This is a genomic window from Streptomyces sp. NPDC052079, assembly GCF_040680275.1.
Taxonomy (GTDB): domain Bacteria; phylum Actinomycetota; class Actinomycetes; order Streptomycetales; family Streptomycetaceae; genus Streptomyces.
In genome coordinates, this window is record NZ_JBFAWL010000013.1 from 135,238 (window position 1) to 150,918 (window position 15,681).

A 15,681-nucleotide genomic window follows, 5' to 3' on the forward strand; every position below is an offset into this window, starting at 1 on the left:
CGTTCGGCGTCAGTGCTGCTGGAGTTCGGCCTCCCCCAGCGACGGGAGAAGCGATTCCAGACCGCTCGGAAGGCTGGTGGGCAGCCCGCTCGGCAGCTCGGTGGGAAAACCCGAGGGCAGCTCGGTGGGGAAGTCGGAGGGCAGCTCGGTCGGGAAGCCGGAGGGCAGCAGCCCGCTGGGGATGGCGGAGGGCAGTTCGGTGGGGAAACCGTCGGTCTCCGTTCCGGTCTCGGCGGGCTCGCCGTCCGGGTCGTCGTCCCCCGAGGCCAAGAACACGATCAGGGCGACAGCCACGACGGCCACGACCACGGCGAGCACCACCAGCAGAAGTCTGCGGCCACCGGGGCCCCGGTCCGGGCCGCCGCCATGATCCCCGGGCGGCGGAGGCGGCGCGCCCCCGTACGACGGCGGTCCGAAGCCGCCGCCCGGGGGCGGCGTGTCGTCCGGCGGGCCGGGCGGCTGCTGAGGCGGTACGGGTGGCGTGGCCATGGGCACCATGGTCCCCGCGGACACGGTGCCCGCGCGAGGGCGACGCGCGGAAGTCAGCAGCCGGCGAGGGCACGCGCCCCGGGCCGACGTGCACCGCGCCCGGGAGCACGCGGCGTGCGGCACCGGCGTACGAGGGCTCGGGCAGGCACGGCGGGCGCGCCCGTACGGGCCGGAACGTCCGGACGCGCGATCCGCACCGCAGTGCACGGGGCGTGCGCCCGCACCTTCGCCGTGCACGGGCGCACGCACGCCAGGCGCGCCCGTACAGGCCGAAGCGTCCGGACGCACTCTCCGCACCGCCGTGCGCACCCACCTTCGCCGTGCACGGGCGCACGCACGCCAGGCCCACCCGTACAGGCCGAAGCGTCCGGGCGCGCACTCCGCACCGCCGTGCGCCCGCACCTGGCCGAGCACGGGGCGTGCGTCCGTGCCCCTTCGCCGTGTACAACGCGTGCTTGCGCACATTCGCGTGCACAACGCGTGCTTCCGCACCGCCGTGCACTCGCACGTTCGTCGTGCAAAACGCGTCTGTCCGCACGTTCGCCCTGTACGACGCGTGCGCCCGCACGTTCACCCCGCACGAGCGTGCGCCCACCGTCCACGCGCCGCCCTCGGCAGTCGCCCCGCCCCCTTCACCCAGCTCGCGGTCGCCCACTTCCCTGTACGGAGGGAGTGGCAGCCCCGCCCGCACACGACTGCGTCCCGCGCGCACAGGCGGGGGCGCGGCCGCCTCCCGACAGCGTCGGAACGGTCGCGCCCCGCGCGAGGGGTTCAGCCCCGGGCGGCCAGCAGGTGGTCCATCGCCAGCTGGTCGAGGCGCTCGAAGGCCATGCCCCGCGCGGCGGCGGCGTCGGGGTCGAAGTCCTCGAAGGCGGACCGGTCGTCGAGCAGGGCCTGGAGGCCGTCGGCCGCCGTCGGCTGGGCCAGCTCGTCCAGACGGGCGGCGCGCAGCGCCTCCTGCACCTCCGGGTCCGCCCGGAAGGCCGCCGCGCGCTCCTTGAGGATCAGGTAGTTGCGCATGCAGCCGGCCGCCGAGGCCCACACGCCGTCGAGGTCCTCGGTCCGCGGCGGCTTGAAGTCGAAGTGCCGCGGGCCCTCGTACCCGGCCGACTCCAGCAGATCCACCAGCCAGAACGCCGCGCGCAGGTCGCCGGCGCCGAAGCGAAGATCCTGGTCGTACTTGATCCCGGACTGGCCGTTGAGGTCGATGTGGAACAGCTTGCCCGCCCACAGCGCCTGGGCGATGCCGTGCGGGAAGTTGAGCCCGGCCATCTGCTCGTGCCCGACCTCGGGGTTGACGCCGTACAGCTCCGGGCGCTCCAGGCGCTCGATGAACGCCAGGGCGTGGCCGATGGTGGGCAGCAGGATGTCGCCGCGCGGCTCGTTCGGCTTGGGCTCGATGGCGAAGCGGATGTCGTAACCCTGCCCGGTGACGTACTCGCCGAGCAGGTCGAAGGCCTCCTTCATCCGGTCCAGGGCCACCCGGACGTCCTTGGCGGCGCCGGACTCGGCGCCCTCCCGGCCGCCCCAGGCAACGTAGGTCTGCGCGCCGAGCTCGGCCGCGAGGTCGATGTTGCGCATGGTCTTGCGCAGCGCGTGGCGGCGCACGTCGCGGTCGTTGGCGGTGAAGCCGCCGTCCTTGAACACCGGGTGGGTGAACAGGTTGGTGGTGGCCATCGGCACCTTCATGCCGGTGTCGTCCAGCGCCTGCCGGAACCGCTTGATGTGCTCCTCGCGCTCGCTGTCGCTCGAGCCGAAGGGGATGAGGTCGTCGTCGTGGAAGGTCACGCCGTGAGCGCCCAGCTCGGCGAGGCGCCGAACGGACTCGACCGGGTCGAGGGCGCGCCGCGTGGCGTCACCGAAGGGGTCCCGTCCCTGCCAGCCGACGGTCCACAGTCCGAACGTGAACTTGTCCTCGGGGGTGGGCTGGTAGTTCATGCCGCGGCTCCTCGCTCGCTGAGACCATTTCGTCATGGCGATTTACAAATTAGTATGCAGGAACATTTCTGGGAAGAGACACACCCCGACGGGTGCGGAAGAGGGAGAGACCGATGTCAGCAGCCGAGGGTCCGCTCGTCGTCGGCGTGGACACATCGACCCAGTCCACCAAGGCACTGGTCGTCGACGCGGCGACCGGCAGGGTCGTCGCGAGCGGCCAGGCCCCGCACACGGTGACCTCGGGCGCGGGCCGGGAGAGCGACCCGCGCCAGTGGTGGGAGGCCCTGACCGAGGCGCTGCGCCAGTGCGGGGAGCCGGCGCACGAGGCCGCCGCGGTGTCGATCGGCGGACAGCAGCACGGCCTCGTCACCCTGGACGGACACGGTGAGCCGGTCCGTCCGGCGCTGCTGTGGAACGACCTGCGTTCCGCGCCGCAGAGCCGTCGGCTGATCGAGGAGCTGGGCGGCGCGAAATTCTGGGCCGAGCGCACCGGAAGCGTGCCCACCGCCTCCTTCACGGTGACCAAGTGGGCGTGGCTGGCGGAGCACGAGCCGGACGCGGTGCGGGCCACCCGGGCCGTGCGGCTGCCCCACGACTACCTCACCGAGCGGCTCACCGGCGAGGGCACCACCGACCGCGGCGACACCTCGGGCACCGGATGGTGGGCCTCCGGGACGGAGACGTACGACGGGGAGATCCTGGCGCACGTGGGCCTCGACCCGGCGCTGCTGCCCCGGATGGTGCGGCCCGGTGAGGTGGCCGGGACCGTGCGCCACAGCCACGACCTGCCGTTCTCCAAGGGCACCCTGGTGGCATGCGGCACCGGTGACAACGCCGCCGCCGCGCTGGGCCTGGGGCTGCGTCCCGGCACGCCGGTGATGAGCCTCGGCACATCGGGCACCGTGTACGCCGTGTCGCGGCACCGGCCGGCCGACCCGACCGGCACGGTCGCGGGCTTCGCCGACGCGCACGGCGACTGGCTGCCGCTGGCCTGCACCCTCAACTGCACGCTCGCCGTGGACCGGGTCGCGACCCTGCTGGGCCTGGACCGCGAGGCCGTCGAACCCGGACGCGGTGTCACACTGCTGCCGTTCCTGGACGGCGAGCGCACCCCGAACCTCCCCCACTCCTCCGGCCTGCTGCACGGGCTGCGCCACGACACCACCGGCGGCCAGCTCCTCCAGGCCGCCTACGACGGCGCCGTGTACTCCCTACTGGCCGCCCTCGGTCTCGTCCTCGACGACGACGCCGACCCGTCGGAGCCCCTGCTCCTGATCGGCGGCGGCGCCCGGGGCACGGCCTGGCAGCAGACCGTACGGCGGCTGTCGGGGCGGCCCGTGCAGGTGCCCGAGGCGAAGGAACTCGTCGCGCTGGGTGCCGCGGCACAGGCGGCGGGGCTGCTCACCGGGGAGGACCCGGCGGCGGTCGCCCGGCGCTGGAACACGGCGGCGGGCCCGGTGCTGGACGCGGTGGAGCGCGATGAGGAGACCCTGTCCAGGCTGGCCGGGGTACTCTCCGACGCGGCCCCGCTGCTGGAACGCGGCACGGACACCGACTGACGGCGGAAGGCGGCACGGTCCTGCCGGTGAGCAGCTCCCGGTGAGGCGCACCAAACGTCCGGCCGGCTGTGTGGGCGAAGAACCGAGGAATGACAGAGGCAATGAGCGCACCACCGCACAGGACCCGCCCAGCCGGCCCGGGGCGCGCACTGCCCGACACCCAGCAGGGCATGCGTCGCCGCAACCTCTCGCGGGTGATGCACACCGTCGGCGCCGAGGGGCCGCTGTCCCGCGCCGCCGTCGCCTCCCGCATCGGCCTGACCCGTGCGGCGGTGTCCACGCTGGTCGACGAGCTGATCCGCTCGGGCCTGCTGGAGGAACTGGGCCCCGAACGGCCCGGACGCGTGGGCCGTCCCGGTTCTGCGCTGGCCGTGAGCGGACACGGTCCCGCGGGGATCGGCGCCGAGGTCGGCGTCGACCACCTCGCGGTCTGCGCGGTCGACCTGCGCGGCCGGGTCCGGGCGCGCGCGGTACGGCACGTCCCGAACCGTGACCGGCCCGCCGAGCCGGTGCTCGGGGACCTCACCGAGCTGATCCACCGGGTGGTCGCCGAGGCGGAGGGCGAGGGCCTGTGGCCGGCGGGGCTCGCCGTCGCCGTACCGGGTCTGGTGGCCCGCGACGCCCGCACCGTCGTACGCGCCCCGAACCTCGGCTGGGTCGACACGGACCTCGGCGACCTGCTGCCCGCGACGTTGCCGCTGACCGTGGCCAACGAGGCCAACTTCGGCGCCCTGGCCGAACTGTGGCTCGGCGAGGGCGCTCCGCGCGACTTCCTCCATGTGTCCGCCGAGATCGGCATCGGCGCCGCGGTCGTCGTGGACGGGCGGCTGCTGCACGGCAACCGCGGCTTCGCGGGTGAGCTGGGCCATGTACCGGTGTGGCCCGACGGGCCGGCGTGCGCCTGCGGCGGACGCGGCTGCCTGGAGCAGTACGCCGGTGAGGAGGCGGTGCTGCGCGCGGCCGGGCTGGAGCCGGGCGAGGACCGGGTCGGTCTCCTCGCGGGCCGCGCCGAGCAGGGCGACGCGGAGGTACGGCGTGCCCTGTACGACGCGGGAACGGCGCTCGGCATCGCCCTGACCGGCGCCGTGAATCTGCTGGACCCGGAGAACGTGGTGCTGGGCGGCGCCCTGTCCGGGCTCGCTCCCTGGCTGCTGCCCTCTCTGCGGTCGGAACTGGCCCGGCGTACCGCGGGGCCGGCCTGCCCGGTCTCCGTGTCGGCGCTGGGCCCCGACGGCCCGCTGCTGGGCGCGGCGCACTCGGTGGTCCGGGGGGTGCTGGACGACCCGGCGGCCGTGGCCGAGCGGGTCTGACCCGTCCGTCCGCCTGTTGAGTCCGGTGAGCGTCGCCCTCAAGGCACACCAGAACCGGCCTCCGTCCGCGCTGCCGGAACCGGCGAGGTGCACCTACCGCCGCGTCACCGTGCTGCCGCGCGCGACGCAGGGGCCGGCCGGCCGCTGAGCCGGGTCGCTGTGCGGCCTCACGGCCGCAGAGTGCCGACGATCTCGGCGGTCGCCGTGAGGCCGCTGTGGATCGTGGGTGCGATGCTCGTGCTGGCCAGATAGAAGCCGAGCAGCAGACAGACCAGCGCGTGGGAGATCTTCAGCCCGCTGTTGCGCAGGAAGATCACCGCCAGTACCGAGAGCAGCAGCACCACAGAGATGGAAACAGCCATCGTCAACCTCCTCCGCCACATCCGATGAGCGGCGTTCGGCCGCAAGTGTGGCGTAGCGGAGGGTTCGTCCGGGCTGTCGGCGTGTCCTCCGAACGTGTGGTGTCACGCCCTCCGGTGGGAGTCCAGGAAGGATTCGAGCCCCGCGAGGTCGTCGGTGTTGAGGTGGTCGACGTCCGCCGCGACCAGTTCGCCCCACAGCGCGTCCCGCGCGGGGCCCGGCAGGTCCGGGGTGGCCCAGAAGCGCACCCGCTGGCCGCGCGCGTGTGCGGTGCTCACGATGCCGCGCAGTTTCCGGCGTTCGGCGTCCGGGAAGGGACCGACGCCCTGCCAGGTGAAGTTGAGCGTCCAGTTGTCGCTGATCAGCGGGACGAACGAGGCCCGGGCGGGGCCCCCGAGGTCGGTGAGGCGGCCGTCGTAGAAGGCGCGGCGGACCCGTTGGGCCTCCATGGGCGCGCGGGCTGCGCGGTCGCCGGAGATGACGGCGGTGACCGGTCCGGGGATCACCCTGCCGTGCACGTAGGTGGTGAACAGGTGCCGGTAACGGCGCAGTCGGCGGTCGAGTTCCAGGTAGGTGGACGCGCCCTCGGTCTTGATGTCGACCAGCAGTTGGAGCGCTCCGCGGTGCCCGCGGTACACCGAGCCGCGGTTCGCGCGGACCCGGGCGGCGAGCGGATCGAGGTACAGGGATTCGAGGGTGCGGGAAGGGTCGAGGTCCTCGGGGTCGTGGGCGACCTGGAGTTGGCCGCCGACCAGGAAGATGTCCGCCTCGACGCTGCCGAAGCGGTGGTCCAGGGCGTCGAGCAGGGGACGGGGGTGCTCGTAGTCGTTGTGGGCGTGGGCGCGCCACAACGGGCGCTGACGGTGCTGCTGTTCGCCGGCCAGTGCCTGGGTCGCGTGCAGCGCTGCCGAACCGGCGAGGGCGGCGCCGAGGGTGGTGAGGGCTCTGCGACGGGTGGTGAGGGCCATGCCTGCCTCCCTGGAAGTGCCGTACGGGGTCCCAGCGAGTATGAGGTCCCGCGGTGCCCAAGGAGCAGTGCCGTGCGCTGAGTTGGCCGATCCGCCGTCGGGCGTTCACTTCTCCGGACCGGGAGCGCGCGAAGAAGCCCGCCCCCTGAGGGGCGGGCTTCCCTGGTCCGGCCGGTCAGGGTGCTCTCAGGTCGACCAGTTCGGCGAGCGCCTCGCGGTGGGCGCCCGCGGTGCCGTAGGCGATCGAGTCCGCCTTGGCCCGCTTGAGGTAGAGGTGCACCGGGTGTTCCCAGGTCATGCCGATGCCGGCGTGCAGTTGCAGTGCCTCCTCGGCGGCACGGACCGCGACGGGCGCGGCGTAGGCCTGGGCAACGGCGACCGCCATGCCGGCGTCCTCATCGGTGGCCAGGGCGTCGGCGGCGTTGCGTGCGGCCGCGCGGAGGCTGACCACCTCCAGCCACAGCTGGGCAAGCCGGTGCTTGAGCGCCTGGAAGCCGCCGACGGGCCGGTTGAACTGCTTACGGTCCTTCAGATACCGGACGGTCTCGGTCAGCGACCAGTCGGCGAGGCCGAGTTGCTCCGAGGCGAGCAGTCCGGCTCCGGCCCGCAGGGCGCGGCGTACGGCGGGTTCCGCGTCGCCGAGGCGGCGTCCCGGGGCGCCGTGGAGGGCGATCCGGGCGAGGGGCCGGGTGAGGTCCAGGGACGTCTGCGGAGTGACGGTGACGATGTCGGTGTCGGTGTCGGTGTCGGCCTCCACCGCGTACAGCCCGCCGTCGTCCGCCGGCACGAGCAGTACGTCGGCGACCGCGGCGTCCGCGATGCCGGTCAGCTCCCCGTGCAGGGCGCCGCTGTCGAGCCGTACGGTGGGGAACGCGGCGCCGGGAGCCACGTGCAGCCCCACGGCGAGGGAGCCGATCCGCCGCCCGGTCGCCAGGCCGGCGAGGAGGTCGTCCGCCGCCTCGCAGGCGAGCAGCGCCTCGGTGGCGACCACGGCGCTGGTCAGATACGGCACAGGAGCGACCGCGCGCCCCAGCTCCTCCAGGACCACCGCGGCTTCCCGGTGGGTGGCGCCCTGACCGCCCCTGTCCTCGGGCACCAGCAGGCCGGCGAGGCCCATGCCGTCGGTGAGCGCCTTCCACAGGGACAGGTCGTGCGGGGCGTCGGACTCGCAGCGGGCGATCACACCCGCCGCGTCGCAGTGGTCGGTGAGCAGGTCCCGGACGGCGGCGCGCAGCGCCTGTTCCTCCTCCGAGTACAGCAGGTCCGGCTGTGTGCTCATCGGGCCAGGTCCTTCCATGCGACGTCCTTGTCGGTGCGCGGCTCGGCCGGGAGGCCGAGGACGCGCTCGGCGACGATGTTCAGCAGGACCTCGCTGGTCCCGCCCTCGATACTGTTGCCCTTGGAGCGGAGGTACCGGTAGCCGGCGTCGCGTCCGGTGAAGTCGACCAGTTCGGGACGGCGCATGGTCCAGTCGTCGTACAGCAGGCCCTCCTCGCCGCGCAGTTCCACCTCCAGGCCGCTGATCTCCTGGTTGAGGCGGGCGAAGGCGAGTTTCATGCCGGCGCCCTCGGGGCCGGGCTGTCCGGCGACGAGCTGCTGGCGCAGGCGTTCGCCGGTGAGCCGGGCGACCTCGGCGTCGACCCAGAGTTTCAGCAGCCGCTGGTGCAGGTCGTGGGTGCGCAGTCCGGGGCGTTCGCGCCAGGTCTTCGCGACCGGGCCGATCATGCCGCCCTCGCGGGGCAGCCGCATACCGCCGATGGCGACGCGCTCGTTGTTGAGGGTGGTCTGCGCGACCCGCCAGCCGTCACCGGTCCCGCCCAGGCGGTGGGCGTCGGGGATCCGTACGCCGGTGAGGAACACCTCGTTGAACTCGGCCTCGCCGGTGATCTGGCGCAGTGGCCGGACCTCGACGCCGGGGTCGGTCATGTCGCAGACGAAGTAGGTGATGCCGCGGTGCTTGGGCACGTCCGGGTCGGTGCGGGCGATGAGGATGGCCCAGCGGGCGAGGTGGGCGCTGGACGTCCACACCTTCTGCCCGTCGACCACCCAGTCGTCGCCTTCACGGACGGCGCGGGTGCCGAGCGCGGCCAGGTCGGAGCCGGCGCCGGGCTCGCTGAAGAGCTGGCACCAGACCTCCTCGCCGGTCCACAGGGGCCTCAGGAAGCGGGCCTTCTGTTCCTCGGTGCCGTACTGGAGGATGGTCGGCGCGGCCATACCCAGACCGATGCCGATGCGGCGCGGGTCGTTGCCGGGGGCTCCGGCGGCCTCCAGTTCGGCGTCGACGACGGGCTGGAGGGAACGCGGAAGGCCGAGTCCGCCGAGCCCTTCGGGGAAGTGCACCCAGGCGAGGCCGGCGTCGAAGCGGGCGCGGAGGAACGCGAGGCGATCGGTGTCCGCGGGCGGGTGGGAGGCCAGCAGCTCTTGGGTGCGGCGGCGCAGTTCGGCGGCGTCGGTCATGCGGCGGCTCCGTTCTGCGAGGGCAGCACGGCGACCCGCCCGGTGGTGAGACCGTCGGCGACCCGCTGCACGGCGTCGGCGGCCCCCGCGAGCGGGACGCGCTCGCTCACCAGCGGCTTGACGGCGCCCCGAGCGGCGAGGTCGGTGAGCTGCTCGTGGCAGTGCTGGACCAGCTTGGGGTTCTTGGTGTTGTACAGGCCCCAGTGCAGGCCGAGGATCGCGTAGTTCTTGATCAGGGCGTGGTTCAGCGCGGGGCTGGGGATGAATCCGCTCGCGAAGCCGACGACGACGATACGGCCCTCGAAGGCGACGGTCTTGGCGGACTGGGCGTAGGCGTCGCCGCCCACCGGGTCGAAGACCACGTCCGCGCCGCGTCCGCCGGTGGCCTCCTTGACCGCGGCGACGACGTCCTGTTCGCGCCGGTCGATCACCGTGTCGCAGCCCAGTTCGCGGGCGACGGCCGCCTTCGCGGCGCCGCCGACCACGCCGATCACGGTGGCGCCCGCCGCCTTGCCGAGCTGTACGGCGGCACTGCCGACGCCGCCCGCGGCGGCGTGGACGAGCAGGGTCTCGCCGGCCTCCAGGCGGGCCCGCCGGTGCAGGGCGAACCAGCCCGTCTGGTAGCCGATGTGCAGGGCCGCGGCCTGGGCGTCGTCCAGCGCGTCCGGGGCGGGCAGCAGGGCGGCGGCGTCGGCGACGGCGTACTCGGCGAAGCCGCCGTACGGCAGCGCGGGGTTGGCGATCACCCGGCGCCCGTCCTCGGTCTCGCCGCAGATCTCCACGCCGGGGGTGAACGGCAGCGGGGGCCTCACCTGGTACTGGCCCCGGCACATCAGGGCGTCCGGGAAGTTGATGTTGGCGGCGCGCACCTTCAGCAGGACCTGTCCCCCGGCGGGCGCCGGGCGCTCGGTCTCCGCGAGGCGCATCACCTCGCCCGGCTCGCCGAGCTCGTGCACTTGCCATGCCTGCATGCGGGGCCTCCACGGGACTGTGAACGTCGGGTTCGCCTGACCGGTCCACCGCATACTAAGCGGTCGCTTGCCCATCGGGGAACAGTCTTGTCCCTCACATCCGCCGGACGCCGCTGTCAGCCCCGCCGTGGACGTGCCCGCACATGCATCCGCTCCCCCTGGGGACCGAACAGGCTGAGGAACTCCACGGGCCCTTCGCCCGTCGACCCGAACCAGTGCGGCACGCGCGTGTCGAACTCGGCCGCCTCCCCCGCCACCAGCACCACGTCATGCTCGCCGAGCACCAGCCGCAGCCTGCCGGACAGCACATACAGCCACTCGTAGCCCTCGTGGGTGCGCGGTTCGGGTTCGAGCCTCCGCTTCGGTTCGAGCACCTTGTACGCCTGGAGCCCGCCGGGCTGGCGGGTGAGCGGCCAGTGGGTGCGGCCGTAACGCCGGATCGGCTCGGATGCGCGGATGCGCGGATCGCCGACCGGCGGGGCACCGACCAGTTCGTCCAGCCCCACCTGGTGGGCCTGGGCGATGGGCAGCAGCAGTTCGAGGCTGGGTTTGCGCAGCCCGGACTCCAGCCGCGAGAGGGTGCTGACGGATATGCCGGTCGCCTCCGACAGCACCGCGAGCGTCACCTCGCGCTCCTTCCGGATCCGTCGCAGCCTGGGTCCCACATCCGCGAGAACGTCGTCGGTCGTCACAGCACCATTGCAGAATCGGCAAAGGTGTTTGTCAATGCGGCAGTGGCCGGGCGACCGTCGTCCCAGGAGGTGGTCACGATGAACGAGACGGACCGCAACGAGCTCCACGACGTGGTGGTCGTCGGCGGCGGGGTGGCCGGACTGTCCGCCGCGCTGGTGCTGGGCCGGGCCCGGCAACGCACCCTGGTGGTCGACGCGGGCGAGCCGCGCAACGCGCCCTCGGCGCACATGCACGGTTATCTGTCCCGGGACGGAATGTCACCGGCCGAGTTCCTGGCGCAGGGCCGGGAGGAGATCGCGCGCTACGGCGTCGAGCTGGTCCGGGACCGGGTCACGGACGTCACCAGGGGCGAGGACTTCACCGTCGTACTCGAGGCGGGAGGGGTCGTGCGGGCCCGGCGGCTGATCGTCGCCACCGGACTGAAGGACGAACTGCCGGACGTCCCCGGGGTCGCCGAGCGCTTCGGGCAGGACGTACTGCACTGCCCGTTCTGCCACGGCTGGGAGGTGCGCGACCAGCCCTTCGCGGTGCTCGCGTGGAGTGCGATGAGCGTGCACCAGGCGCTGATGGTGTCCCAGTGGTCCAAGGACGTCACCTTCTTCCCGCACCGGGTCGCCGAGGAGGAGCTGACCGACGAGGACCTGCGCCGGCTGGCCGCCGCCGGGGTCGATGTGGTGCCCGGTGAGGTGGCGGAGCTGGTGGTCGAGGACGGCCGGCTCGCCGGGGTGCGGCTGGCCGACGGCACCACGCACGCCCGCTCGGTGCTGTTCGTCGCCCCGCGCCCGCTGCCGCGGACGGGCCTGCTGGAGAGGCTGGGCGCCGAGATGGACGAGACACCGTTCGGCGCGTATCCGGTCGTCGACCCGACCGGTCTGACCACGGTGCCCGGGGTCTGGGCCGCGGGCAACGCGATCGGTTTCGCCGAGCAGGTCGTGCACGCGGCGAGCGGCGGCTACCGCGCGGCGGCCGCGATCGTCGGCGACCTGCTGATGAGCCGCCTGGACGCCGCGGTGGGCGCACAGGCACCGGACGGCCGGGGTGTGGAGCGTCCGGCTCCGTAGCACCATGGCTGCATGCTGCTCTCCCGGCTGGCCCGTGTGTCCCAGGAGGTCGCCGCCACCTCGGCGCGGTCCCGGAAGATCGCTCTGCTCGCCGAGCTGTTCCGGGAGGCGGAGGCGGAGGACGTGCCGGTCGTCATCCCGTATCTGGCGGGCCGGCTGCCGCAGGGGCGCATCGGCGTCGGCTGGAAGGTGCTGAGCCGTCCGGTCGCGCCCGCCTCCGAGCCGTCCCTGACGGTGCGCGAGGTGGACGCCCTGCTCACCTCGCTGGGCAAGGTGTCCGGTCCGGGCTCCCAGGCCGAGCGGGCGCGGCTGGTGGGTGAGTTGCTCGGCGCGTCCACCGAGGACGAGCAGCGGTTCCTGTTCGGTCTGCTCACCGGCGAGGTCCGCCAGGGGGCCCTGGACGCGGTCGCGGTCGAGGGGCTGGCGCAGGCGACGGGGGCTGCGCCGGCCGAAGTGCGGCGGGCGGTGATGCTGGCCGGTTCCCTCCAGTCGGTGGCCGAGGCGCTGCTCGCGGACGGCCCCGGGGCGCTGGAGCGGTTCCGGCTCACCGTCGGGCGCCCGGTGCTGCCGATGCTGGCGCACAGCGCGTCCTCGGTCGCCGAGGCGGTCGGGAAGCTGGGGGCCTGCGCGGTCGAGGAGAAGCTCGACGGCATCCGCGTCCAGGTCCACCGTGACGGCGACACCGTGCGCGTGCACACCCGCACCCTCGACGACATCACCGACCGGGTGCCGGAAGTGACGGCGGCGGCCCGGGAGTTGCGGGGCGAGCGGTTCATCCTGGACGGGGAGGTCATCTCCTTCGGCGACGACGGCCGCCCCCGCTCGTTCCAAGAGACCGCCGGACGGGTCGGCTCCCGGGTGGACGTCGCCACGGCCGCCCGGGAGGTGCCCGTCTCCCCCGTCTTCTTCGACGCACTGTCCGTCGACGGCCGCGACCTGCTGGACCTGCCGTTCTCCGAGCGGCACGCGGAACTGGCCCGGCTGGTCCCGGAACCGATGCGAGTACGGCGCACCGTGGTGTCCGGTCCCGGGGACGAGGACGCGGCGGAGCGGTTCCTGGCCGAGACGCTCGAGCGCGGCCACGAGGGCGTCGTGGCCAAGGGCCTGGACGCTCCCTACAGCGCGGGCCGGCGAGGCGCCTCCTGGCTGAAGGTCAAGCCCGTGCACACCCTCGACCTGGTGGTGCTGGCCGCCGAGTGGGGCCACGGCCGCCGTACCGGCAAGCTCTCCAATCTGCACCTGGGCGCGCGTACCGCCGACGGCGGTTTCGCCATGCTCGGCAAGACCTTCAAGGGCATGACCGACACGATGCTGGAGTGGCAGACCGAGCGGCTGCGGGAGCTGGCGGTCGAGGAGAGCCGACACGTCGTCACGGTGCGCCCCGAGCTCGTCGTGGAGATCGCCTACGACGGCCTGCAGCGCTCCACCCGCTACCCGGCCGGCGTCACCCTCCGCTTCGCCCGCGTGCTCCGTTACCGCGAGGACAAGCGCCCCGAGGAGGCGGACACCGTGGAGGCCCTGCTCGCCGCGCACCCAGGGGTACGGCCGTGACGGGCTCCCGGAGCGCCGGCCTGCTGTTGTACCGGCACACCCCTCAGGGTCTTGAGGTCTTGCTCGGTCATATGGGCGGCCCGTTCTTCCGCAACCGGGACACCGGGGCCTGGACCGTGCCGAAGGGCGAGTACGGCCCCGAGGAGCCGGCCTGGGAGGCGGCGCGCCGCGAGTTCGAGGAGGAGCTGGGGCTGCCGCCACCCGACGGGGAGGCCGTACCGCTCGGAGAGGTGCGGCAGACGGGTGGGAAGACCGTGACGGCCTGGGCGGTCGAGGCCGATTTGGACCCGGAGACGGTGGACCCCGGCACGTTCGAGATGGAGTGGCCGCCGAAGTCGGGGCGGATCCAGGAGTTCCCGGAGCTGGACCGGGTCGCGTGGTTCCCCCTGGACCGGGCCCGGGAAGTGATCGTCCCCGCGCAGGCCGCGTTTCTCGACCGCTTGGCGGAGCACTCGCCCTGAGGAAGCTTCCCGCGTTGCGCCGCCCACCGCCGCGCGGGAGGGTCAAAAGGCAGGGCCCGTCCCCAGGGAGGTCAGCGATGCACATCGCCACGGTGAATCCGGCGACCGGCGAGACCGTCAAGACGTACCACCCCATGGACGAGGAGGAGATCGGGCACCGGCTCCAGCTCGCGGAGGCCACGTTCCGGACGTACCGGACGACGAGCTTCGAGGAGCGTGCCCGTCTGATGCACCAGGCCGCCGAGATCCTCGACGAGGACCAGGAGGCCATCGGCCGGGTGATCACCACGGAGATGGGCAAGCCGGTCAAGCAGGCCCGCGCGGAGGCCGCGAAGTGCGCCAAGGCGATGCGCTGGTTCGCCGATCACGCGGCGGAACTCCTCGCCGACGAGGAACCCGACGCCGCCGATGTGAAGGACTCCGGGGCCTCCCGGGTCCTGGTGCGCTACCGGCCGCTGGGTCCGGTGCTCGCCGTGATGCCGTGGAACTTCCCGCTGTGGCAGGTGGTGCGGTTCGCCGCGCCCGCGCTGATGGCGGGCAACGTGGGCCTGCTCAAACACGCCTCGAACGTGCCGCAGACCGCCCTGTATCTGGAGGATCTGTTCCACCGCGCGGGCTTCAGCGAGGGCTGCTTCCAGACGCTGCTCATCGGCTCGGCCGCGGTCGACGACATCCTGCGGGACGAGCGGGTGAAGGCGGCCACCCTGACCGGGAGCGAGCCCGCGGGCCGCGCGGTCGCCTCCACCGCCGGGGAGATGATCAAGAAGACGGTGCTGGAGTTGGGCGGCAGCGACCCGTACGTGGTGATGCCCTCCGCGGATCTGGACCGGGCCGCCGAGGTGGCGGTGACCGCGCGGACGCAGAACGCGGGGCAGTCCTGCATCGCCGCGAAACGGTTCATCGTGCACACGGACGTCTACGACGCGTTCACGGAGCGTTTCACGGCCGGCATGAAGGCACTGAAGATCGGCGACCCGATGGACGAGGAGACGGACATGGGCCCGCTCTCCAGCGAAAAGGGCCGCAAGGATCTGGAGGAGTTGGTCGACGACGCCGTAAGGGCCGGCGCCACCGTGCTGTGCGGCGGCGAGCGTCCCGAGGGGCCCGGCTGGTTCTATCCGCCGACCGTGCTGGCCGGGATCGGCCGGGAGATGCGCATCCACCGGGAGGAGGCCTTCGGCCCGGTCGCCACGCTGTATCGCGCGGCGGACATCGACGAGGCGGTGCTGATCGCCAACGACACCGACTTCGGGCTGAGTTCCAACGTCTGGACCCGCGACGAGGCCGAGGTCGACCGGTTCGTACGGGATCTGGAGGCCGGCAGTGTGTATGTGAACGGCATGACGGCGTCCCATCCGGCGTTCCCGTTCGGCGGGGTGAAGCGGTCGGGGTACGGGCGTGAGCTGTCCGGGCACGGAATCCGGGAGTTCTGCAACATCACCACGGTTTGGCAGGGTGCGTGATGCCCGCGCGGCTACGATCCCGACTGTGAACCGCGAAGTGACTCTTCCGCTGATCGTCGACGACCGCGGGACCCTGCAGGTTGCCGCCGCCGACGTCAGCAAGCTGCTGCGTACGGTGGGTGGGCGGTGGGTCCGGCTGGTCGAGGCGGGGGAGGACGGGCTCGACGAGGACACGGTCGCTGCGCTGACGATCGAGCTGGCGAAGCTTGCCGATCGGATCGACGTGGCGTGCATTGCCCACAGCAGTGGGGGTGCGCCGTAGCTGCGCGGGTTCAGTGCCGGGTGCGGGCAGTGGGAGCTTGTCGCGCAGTTCCCCGCGCCCCTGAGTGTGCTTCCCAACGTTGACCAGAAGCTCGCCTCGTAGGTCCGGAGCAAGCGGGCGTTCACGTTTCCCCGGAGC

15 protein-coding genes are annotated in these 15,681 nt (G+C 73.0%); 7 read left to right on the forward strand and 8 right to left on the reverse strand.

From position 1 onward, the window contains the following. Window positions 1-9 precede the first annotated feature (9 nt). Window positions 10-489, reverse strand: a complete 480-nt coding sequence (locus AB0L56_RS20300; RefSeq protein WP_365425031.1) for a hypothetical protein — start codon at window positions 487-489, stop codon at window positions 10-12. Between the two features lie 771 nt (window positions 490-1,260). After that, the gene (xylA, locus tag AB0L56_RS20305; protein WP_365425033.1) at window positions 1,261-2,427 is read right to left on the reverse strand and encodes a xylose isomerase; all 1,167 of its coding nucleotides are present in this window, start codon (window positions 2,425-2,427) and stop codon (window positions 1,261-1,263) included. Window positions 2,428-2,540: 113 nt separating this feature from the next. Between xylA and xylB the strand changes: the two genes are divergently transcribed. Then, window positions 2,541-3,986 (forward strand): xylulokinase, encoded by a 1,446-nt coding sequence (gene xylB / locus AB0L56_RS20310; RefSeq protein ID WP_365425035.1) that lies wholly within the window; start codon window positions 2,541-2,543, stop codon window positions 3,984-3,986. A gap of 101 nt (window positions 3,987-4,087) precedes the next feature. Continuing rightward, the gene (locus AB0L56_RS20315) at window positions 4,088-5,296 is read left to right on the forward strand and encodes an ROK family transcriptional regulator (RefSeq protein ID WP_365425037.1); all 1,209 of its coding nucleotides are present in this window, start codon (window positions 4,088-4,090) and stop codon (window positions 5,294-5,296) included. A gap of 167 nt (window positions 5,297-5,463) precedes the next feature. Here the strand turns inward: AB0L56_RS20315 and AB0L56_RS20320 are convergent, their stop codons facing one another. The 6 genes from AB0L56_RS20320 to AB0L56_RS20345 form a co-directional block, all read right to left on the reverse strand. Beyond that, on the reverse strand, window positions 5,464-5,658 hold the full coding sequence (locus AB0L56_RS20320) for a hypothetical protein (RefSeq protein WP_361023859.1): 195 nt from the start codon (window positions 5,656-5,658) through the stop codon (window positions 5,464-5,466). Window positions 5,659-5,760: 102 nt separating this feature from the next. Continuing rightward, window positions 5,761-6,624, reverse strand: a complete 864-nt coding sequence (locus AB0L56_RS20325; protein WP_365425039.1) for a phosphatidylinositol-specific phospholipase C/glycerophosphodiester phosphodiesterase family protein — start codon at window positions 6,622-6,624, stop codon at window positions 5,761-5,763. Window positions 6,625-6,799: 175 nt separating this feature from the next. Continuing rightward, the gene (locus AB0L56_RS20330) at window positions 6,800-7,903 is read right to left on the reverse strand and encodes an acyl-CoA dehydrogenase family protein (protein WP_365425041.1); all 1,104 of its coding nucleotides are present in this window, start codon (window positions 7,901-7,903) and stop codon (window positions 6,800-6,802) included. Then, window positions 7,900-9,081: an acyl-CoA dehydrogenase family protein gene (locus AB0L56_RS20335; RefSeq protein ID WP_365425043.1), complete on the reverse strand. Its 1,182-nt coding sequence runs from the start codon at window positions 9,079-9,081 to the stop codon at window positions 7,900-7,902. Before AB0L56_RS20335 ends, AB0L56_RS20330 begins: the two co-directional genes overlap by 4 nt. Next, window positions 9,078-10,052, reverse strand: coding sequence for an NADPH:quinone oxidoreductase family protein (locus AB0L56_RS20340; RefSeq protein WP_365425045.1), 975 nt, complete (start codon window positions 10,050-10,052; stop codon window positions 9,078-9,080). The genes AB0L56_RS20335 and AB0L56_RS20340 overlap by 4 nt, the downstream gene beginning before the upstream one ends. 116 nt (window positions 10,053-10,168) lie before the next feature. Next, complete coding sequence (locus tag AB0L56_RS20345) at window positions 10,169-10,744, reverse strand: XRE family transcriptional regulator (RefSeq protein ID WP_365425048.1); 576 nt, start codon at window positions 10,742-10,744, stop codon at window positions 10,169-10,171. A 78-nt stretch (window positions 10,745-10,822) separates the two neighbouring features. Between AB0L56_RS20345 and AB0L56_RS20350 the strand changes: the two genes are divergently transcribed. From AB0L56_RS20350 to AB0L56_RS20370, 5 genes are all read left to right on the forward strand, one after another. Beyond that, a complete protein-coding gene (locus AB0L56_RS20350; RefSeq protein WP_365425050.1) occupies window positions 10,823-11,806 on the forward strand; it encodes an NAD(P)/FAD-dependent oxidoreductase in 984 nt (327 codons plus the stop codon). Window positions 11,807-11,818: 12 nt separating this feature from the next. Beyond that, on the forward strand, window positions 11,819-13,357 hold the full coding sequence (locus AB0L56_RS20355) for an ATP-dependent DNA ligase (RefSeq protein WP_365425051.1): 1,539 nt from the start codon (window positions 11,819-11,821) through the stop codon (window positions 13,355-13,357). Further along, window positions 13,354-13,818 carry an NUDIX domain-containing protein gene (locus AB0L56_RS20360; protein ID WP_365425052.1) on the forward strand — a complete coding sequence of 155 codons (465 nt, stop codon included), beginning with the start codon at window positions 13,354-13,356 and terminating at the stop codon, window positions 13,816-13,818. Before AB0L56_RS20355 ends, AB0L56_RS20360 begins: the two co-directional genes overlap by 4 nt. A 77-nt stretch (window positions 13,819-13,895) precedes the next feature. Next, window positions 13,896-15,281, forward strand: coding sequence for an NADP-dependent succinic semialdehyde dehydrogenase (locus tag AB0L56_RS20365; protein ID WP_365425054.1), 1,386 nt, complete (start codon window positions 13,896-13,898; stop codon window positions 15,279-15,281). 25 nt (window positions 15,282-15,306) lie between these two features. Then, window positions 15,307-15,543: a DUF6213 family protein gene (locus AB0L56_RS20370; protein ID WP_004991175.1), complete on the forward strand. Its 237-nt coding sequence runs from the start codon at window positions 15,307-15,309 to the stop codon at window positions 15,541-15,543. Window positions 15,544-15,681: the final 138 nt, after the last annotated feature.